The organism is Pseudoalteromonas sp. S16_S37, from assembly GCF_014694405.1.
Classification (GTDB): Bacteria; Pseudomonadota; Gammaproteobacteria; order Enterobacterales; family Alteromonadaceae; genus Pseudoalteromonas.
Window position 1 is genome coordinate 20914 of the sequence record NZ_JAAUWV010000056.1, and the last position, 6677, is coordinate 27590.

The window sequence follows — 6677 nt, forward strand, 5'->3', positions numbered from 1 at the left end:
TCAGCTATCAATCTTTCCGATAAAGCGATAGCCTTCACCATGAATGGTACTAATTAGCTCAGAAGTGTTGCTGTCACTTTCGAAATGCTTACGAATGCGACGAATAGTAACGTCTACTGTACGGTCATTAGCGCGAAGTTCTCGACCAGTCATGTGCTTGATCAACTGTTCACGGCTGAAAATACGGCCTGGAGAGTCAAGCATTAGACGTAAAGCGCGGTACTCACCTTTTGGTAGACGCTTTGCTTCACCAGCAGGAGAAGTTAGGCAGCGACTATTTTCATCTAATTCCCAACCGTTAAAAGTAATAACGCCGTTTGTGTCGATTGAAGACTCTTCAGTTGATGAGCCTGTACGAGAAATTAGATTACGCGCGCGAATAGTTAGTTCACGAGGGTTAAAAGGCTTTGTTATGTAATCATCAGCGCCTATTTCCAAACCAAGAATACGGTCGACATCGTTGTCACGACCAGTTAAGAAAATAAGACCAATGTTTTTCTTTTGGCGTAATTCACGAGCTAGAATTAGGCCATTTTTACCTGGAAGATTGATATCCATAACCACTAGATTGACGTCGTCATGCGTTGTCAGTTTGTCGTGCATGTCATCGCCATCAATGGCTTCAATAACTTTGTAACCTTCCGCTTCAAATAAACTAACGAGGTTCAGGCGAGTTACGTCTTCATCCTCTACAATCAGAATGACTGGCGTTTGCATTATTAATTAACCTTTTCGGAATATATTATTTACATGAAATTCGGTACTATCTAATAAAACCGAATATTTACGATTATAGGAGTATATCTAATTGTTAACAAGTAAAATTAATCTGGATGAAACTTAGAAACGGCAAGCAATCTTGATAACACCTTAAAGTTGTGCTGAGAAACTTGTTGCTTATTTATATACAGCCGAATTTTACTCCCTTCTTGGACTAAAGAGGCTATCCCTCCGCCTTCGAGGAATTCTATTGTTTCCCCCACAAACACCGTATCTAAAGGGTTTGTTTTAATCCAAACTGCAAGTATATCATCTTCATTACTTTCATCAATGTATGTGATATCACATTGTCCTGAAAGTTCCCTTAAATTCTTTGGCTTTTCTATTTGTATTATTTCTATCGGCAAATTTCTAATTTTTAAACTTCTATTTCCCGCTAATATTAATCCAGGGCCATTATCTATATTAAAAAAACAAAACTTAGTAGAATTTTTAGTTTGTTGATTAGGAAACTCAATAAACTTTGCCATCTGATATAAAAAAGCAGAACGCACCTGATCGGGTGACTTGGCGCTGCATATCATCGGAATTAACAAAATTAATGGTAATAGATACTTCATTGCTTAACCTCACCCAGTGGTAAAGTTAAAATAAATCGTGCACCCTCATCATAATTTTCGTCTAAAGAAATATTGCCGTGTAATGCCTGAGTAATAAGGTTATAAACCAAGTGCATACCCAAGCCGCTTCCGCCTTCTCCTCGTCGTGTGGTGACGAATGGGTCGAAAATGCGTTTTTTAATTGCGCTGGATACACCACCCCCATTGTCACTATATGTGATATTGAGTTGGTTGTTATCAGTGTCGATTTTTATATTTATTTCATTATCTTGGGCATCAGCAAAGCCATGTAATAGAGAATTTGATATTAACTGCTCAAATATTTGTTGTAGTGGCCCCGCTTTACTAGTTATTACTAAGTTCTCTTCACAATCAATATTGATTTTTGGGTTTTTGCTGGCCAGCTCAGGTTTCATGGCTTTGATGATATTATCTAATAACACAGCCAAATTGACATCTGAACTTAGTTCTAAGTCTTGGCTTACAGCAACACGTTTAAAGCTCGATATTAAATCAGCTGCACGATTTAAGTTTCGATATATTAAATCTAAGTTTTCAATACCATCAGTAATAAAACGCTCTAATTGCTTTGATGTTAAGCTCTTTTGCTCAAACGCAATCTTGATATCGGCGAGTTTGTCTCTTAATAGGGTTGAGCCAGTAACCCCTAAACCAATGGGTGTATTAACCTCATGAGCAACACCTGCGACCATTTGCCCTAAAGAGGCCATTTTTTCATTTTCGACGATTTGGTTTTGATATTGATGCATTCGTTCAAGGGTATTAAGTAACTCTTGGTTTGCTTCACGAAGCGCAATGGTTCTTTGGTTTACTTTTTCCTCTAGACTTTGATTTAACTTTTTTATTTCTAATTTGTCGGCTTGGTGGCGTTCAATCTGATTTTGTGTGCGCGTCAGCATTACATTCAAGCTACTAGCAAGAATGTTAATTTCTTCGATATGACTGCTAGAGGCCCGAGTGCTGTAGTTATGATTCTTAGAAACATCTTGTAGTAATATGGAGAGTTCTTCAATTGGCCGAGCTATGCGGCGTTGAATGCCTCGGGCAACAAGTAACACCAAAAGTAAGACAAAAAGTGTCAGTGTGATATCAACCAATATCTTAGTATTTATGTACTCATTTAAACGCTCCAACCCACCGCGAATATAAACGTATCCTTCTATTTTATCCTCATAAATAACAGGCTTGATAAGCTCTACGTAGTCTTCGGTGATCCGCGGTTCTTTGAGTTCCTCGATGCTATTGACCTTTAAGGGAACTGGTGGCGTTTTAGAGGCATTATAACTGGTAAAAAATACCGGTTTATTGGTTACATCATCAATGTCATAAATATGTATATTTTTAACTAAATCAACAGCTTTAAATGACTTTAGGCGCTTTTCTTCGGTCTTTCTGTCTTCAAAAATGAGGGTTATTTGGGCATTGAATGATACTATTTCGGCTATCATATCAAGTTTGTTGATAATGAGCTGTCGTTGCTCCTTGATATCAAGATAAGTTGAAATAGAGATAGATAGTGACAGACATAGGGCGGTAACTAGCATTACAGCGCTAATTAACACTTTCCTTATACTAGTTTTAGAAGCCTGTCTTGTCATTATTAGCCTTTATTGAGCCAGTTACCAATACCTACTCGCTATTCTTATGGCAAGCTATCAAGCAACCAAAGGCGCGTAAGTCACTCAATTTGCTTTGTTTGGCGCGAAAAAGAGTTGAACACAAAAACTACATTTTAGTGTAGCAAACAGATTGGATAAGATAACAAAAAAATACCTGATTTCGCATGTTATTTTATCCATTTCAAGCTGTAAATGGCTATTTTTAGGCCCTTAGGCTGTTATTTGGATGCTTGGTAAACGGTAAACTTGGTATTTCTGGCTAAGATTGAGAATTCACCAAACTGCTGCTCCAAAATGGGAGGATATTTTAAAAAGTTATTTGCAACTATCTGTATCTGCCCATGAGGCTTTAAGAAGCCTTTTGCTTGTTCTAAAAATCGCTCCGCAATACCATAATCTGTAGCAATCCCAGTATGAAATGGTGGGTTACTGATTATTAAGTGGTACTGTCCTGATACATTACTCATACCATCACTTAAAATACACTCTGCAGTTAAATTATTAACTGCAAAAGTTTGTTCAGTCGCATAAATTGCTAATGCGTTCACGTCTAAGCAATGTAGACTAAGCTCGCTTTGTTGAATCGCTAAAAATGTAGCAATGATGCCCGCACCACAGCCAAAATCGAGCACTTTCCCTTTGTATGGCACATTGACGTTTTCAAGTAGTAACTTGGTACCAACATCTAGTTTTCCATGGTTGAATACACCCGGCACACTAACAACTGGAAATGATTGGCCTGCAACAGTAACATTAAACGTAGACTGATAATGTTTAATATCAAAGTCTTCAAAAGTTTCTAACCTTGAAAACTCATATAATACGCAGTGTTTTGCACTTTCGAGTTTGTAAAACTGCCCTGCAAATGGCGTGAGTTGCTTTTCTACCGACTTCGCTCCACCTTTATTATCACCCACAACCAGCAGTCGCGTGTCTTTGTTCGCGATAGCTCGGATGTTGTCTAGCATCATCAGTGCTTCGGGTTTAGATTTTGGATAGTAGTATATGATTAAATCTAAATCTTTGAGCTGGGGGAGGCTATGACCAACAAAGCTTTGTACGTTGTGATACTGACTAGAGTCATTATGATCGGCAATATTATAGCTAAACGCGTTAATAGTGGCGTTTGGGTTTAGTTTGCGAAGTTCCAATAAAAAGCCATCACGATTGGTGTTAATGACTAGAATATTATTGCCGTAAAGCTCTTCTTCATTACGAAGTAGTAAAAGGCTAGGATTAGATAATTTGCTCATAATTACTCATTATAAAGGGCCTATAAAGGCCCTAAAAGTGTTAGCGATATGCTTCGATTTACTCAACGCGTTTAAACATTAAATCCCAAACGCCATGCCCAAGGCGGTGGCCGCGTTGTTCAAATTTAGTAAGAGGGCGATTATCAGGGCGTGGTACATAATCATTGGTAGTTGAAGTGTTTTCATAGCCAGGAGCCGCTAACATAACTTCAAGCATATGCTCAGCGTAGTTTTCCCAGTCCGTAGCCATGTGGAAAACACCACCTATTTTTAACTTCTTACGTAAGCTTTCAACGAATTCAGGTTGTACTATTCGACGCTTGTGGTGGCGTTTTTTATGCCAAGGATCGGGAAAGAATAACTGCATTGTTGTTAAGCTTTCATCAGGGATGCAGTCAGCTAATACTTCAACCGCATCATGCTCAAACACACGCAAGTTTGTCACTTGCTGCTCATCCGCATCCATTAAGCAAGCCCCAACGCCCGGGCGGTGAACTTCTATACCAATAAAGTTAAGGTTTGGCGCATTTTTGGCCATTTCAACAAGAGACTTACCCATACCGAAGCCAATCTCTAGCACTACAGCATTGTCGTTACCAAAAACTTTAGAAAAATCGAGCATACCCTGATTGTGCTCTAATCCCATGGTGGGCCAGCATTTATCGATAGCAGCTTGTTGACCTTTGGTTAAACGGCCTTCTCGTTTAACAAAGCTACGCACTTTACGGATATATTTACCTTCTTGCTGAGCTTGCTCTAGCGAGGTTTTACTCGATTCATTCATAGTCAATTCATTGGTGTAAAAAACGGGCGCACATTATCCCTGTTCGTAGACATAAGTACAATAGCTTGACTGTTTTTAAAAGCGCCATACACTGGCGCTCTATTGAATTGGTTATAAAAATAGTGTGATTAATGCAGGTTTCTAGTCAACAAGCTAAATGGTTTGCCGAACAGGTCGTCAATTGGTATCACCAACATGGTCGCAAAACCTTGCCTTGGCAGTTAGAGAAAACGCCTTATAAGGTTTGGGTTTCTGAAGTGATGTTGCAGCAGACTCAAGTGGTCACTGTGATCCCATATTTTGAGCGCTTCATGGTGCGCTTTCCTACCATTGAAGCACTCGCGCAAGCGCCAGAAGATGAAGTGCTGCACCATTGGACTGGATTAGGTTATTACGCAAGAGCAAGAAACTTACATAAAACTGCAAAAATAGTGGCAAGTGAATATAGTGGTCAGTTCCCTCAGACTCTTGAGCAAGTCATGGCGCTACCCGGTATTGGGCGCTCTACCGCTGGTGCTATTTTGTCTTTAGCTCTTGGGCAGCATCATCCTATTTTAGATGGTAACGTTAAGCGAGTATTGGCACGCTTTTTTATGATAGAAGGATGGTATGGCGTTAAGAAAGTTGAAAACCAACTTTGGTCTTTAACTGAAGCAATAACACCTAAAAATAATGTTACTGAATTTAATCAAGCTATGATGGATTTGGGGGCAAGTCTTTGTTCACGTAGTAACTTTGATTGTCTGGCTTGCCCATTAGTAAGTCAGTGCCAAGCGTTTAAGCATGGTCAAGTCAAGGTTTACCCTAATTCAAAACCCAAGAAAGAAAAACCAAAAAAACAGGCTTATCACTTGATAGTCAATGCGCAAGATAAAGTGCTTATGGAAAAACGGCCAAACTCAGGTATTTGGGGTGGGCTATATGGCTTTTTTGAGTTTCAGACTTCAGAAGAGGTTGAGCAGTTTATTGCTCAGCAAGGGTTTCATGGTCAAATATATTCATTGCAATCATTTGTTCATATATTTACTCATTTCGAGTTAACCATCCACCCACAAATTCTTAAGCTAACGCGTATTCCTGATTTTGCCCATGAGCAACCAATTATTTGGTATGACATTAAAGATCATCCACAAGTCGGTCTTGCTGCGCCAACAAAAAAGTTGGTTAAAGTCCTTGGCGCAATGAGTTAGACTAGCATTATTATTCTTCGATTTAATTTTGGAAAACGTTATGGCACGTACGGTATTTTGTCAAAAGCTACAAAAAGAAGCACCAGGTTTGGATTTTCAACTGTATCCGGGCGAAGTTGGAGAAAGAATTTTCAACAATATCTCAAAAGAGGCTTGGCAGCAGTGGCAGCATAAACAAACCATGCTTATCAATGAAAAGCATCTTAATATGATGGACCCTGATCACCGTGCACTATTAGAAGAGCAAATGGTAGGCTTTTTGTTTGAAGATAAAGAAGTAGAAATAGAGGGATATCGCCCTCCAGAGCAAAAATAAGCCTTAGAGTAAAAAAAAAAGCCGCTGAAGCGGCTTCAGACTGTTGAAAAAGGGCTAGACACAGATCTAGCCCTTTGATCTAATAAGCGTAGTGAGTTTAGGGAGTTCACCATGCTTAAAGACAAAACCCCTCAGCAATTCGAATTGGAAATGG

Annotated in this window: 7 protein-coding genes; 2 read left to right on the forward strand and 5 right to left on the reverse strand. The window is 39.2% G+C overall.

Translation table 11 applies throughout. The features are described 5' to 3' along the window. The 5 genes from arcA to trmB form a co-directional block, all read right to left on the reverse strand. Positions 1-717 carry a two-component system response regulator ArcA gene (gene arcA, locus HC733_RS18340; RefSeq protein ID WP_190366455.1) on the reverse strand — a complete coding sequence of 239 codons (717 nt, stop codon included), beginning with the start codon at positions 715-717 and terminating at the stop codon, positions 1-3. 107 nt (positions 718-824) lie between these two features. Beyond that, on the reverse strand, positions 825-1340 hold the full coding sequence (locus HC733_RS18345) for a YfiR family protein (RefSeq protein ID WP_190366456.1): 516 nt from the start codon (positions 1338-1340) through the stop codon (positions 825-827). Then, the gene (locus HC733_RS18350; RefSeq protein WP_190366457.1) at positions 1337-2959 is read right to left on the reverse strand and encodes an ATP-binding protein; all 1623 of its coding nucleotides are present in this window, start codon (positions 2957-2959) and stop codon (positions 1337-1339) included. Before HC733_RS18350 ends, HC733_RS18345 begins: the two co-directional genes overlap by 4 nt. Positions 2960-3198: 239 nt before the next feature. Beyond that, positions 3199-4233: a methyltransferase gene (locus tag HC733_RS18355; protein WP_190366458.1), complete on the reverse strand. Its 1035-nt coding sequence runs from the start codon at positions 4231-4233 to the stop codon at positions 3199-3201. 58 nt (positions 4234-4291) lie between these two features. Next, positions 4292-5017, reverse strand: coding sequence for a tRNA (guanosine(46)-N7)-methyltransferase TrmB (gene trmB / locus HC733_RS18360; protein WP_190366459.1), 726 nt, complete (start codon positions 5015-5017; stop codon positions 4292-4294). A gap of 131 nt (positions 5018-5148) precedes the next feature. Between trmB and mutY the strand changes: the two genes are divergently transcribed. Together mutY and HC733_RS18370 are read left to right on the forward strand one after the other, a co-directional pair. Next, the gene (gene mutY / locus HC733_RS18365; RefSeq protein WP_190366460.1) at positions 5149-6207 is read left to right on the forward strand and encodes an A/G-specific adenine glycosylase; all 1059 of its coding nucleotides are present in this window, start codon (positions 5149-5151) and stop codon (positions 6205-6207) included. A 40-nt stretch (positions 6208-6247) separates the two neighbouring features. Continuing rightward, positions 6248-6523: an oxidative damage protection protein gene (locus HC733_RS18370; RefSeq protein WP_190366461.1), complete on the forward strand. Its 276-nt coding sequence runs from the start codon at positions 6248-6250 to the stop codon at positions 6521-6523. Positions 6524-6677: the final 154 nt, after the last annotated feature.

Coding starts and splice junctions, on each gene's coding strand:
- arcA (WP_190366455.1), bottom strand. CDS start 717: ATGCAAACGCCAGTCATTCTGATTGTAGAGGATGAAGACGTAACTCGC.
- HC733_RS18345 (WP_190366456.1), bottom strand. CDS start 1,340: ATGAAGTATCTATTACCATTAATTTTGTTAATTCCGATGATATGCAGC.
- HC733_RS18350 (WP_190366457.1), bottom strand. CDS start 2,959: ATGACAAGACAGGCTTCTAAAACTAGTATAAGGAAAGTGTTAATTAGC.
- HC733_RS18355 (WP_190366458.1), bottom strand. CDS start 4,233: ATGAGCAAATTATCTAATCCTAGCCTTTTACTACTTCGTAATGAAGAA.
- trmB (WP_190366459.1), bottom strand. CDS start 5,017: ATGAATGAATCGAGTAAAACCTCGCTAGAGCAAGCTCAGCAAGAAGGT.
- mutY (WP_190366460.1), top strand. CDS start 5,149: ATGCAGGTTTCTAGTCAACAAGCTAAATGGTTTGCCGAACAGGTCGTC.
- HC733_RS18370 (WP_190366461.1), top strand. CDS start 6,248: ATGGCACGTACGGTATTTTGTCAAAAGCTACAAAAAGAAGCACCAGGT.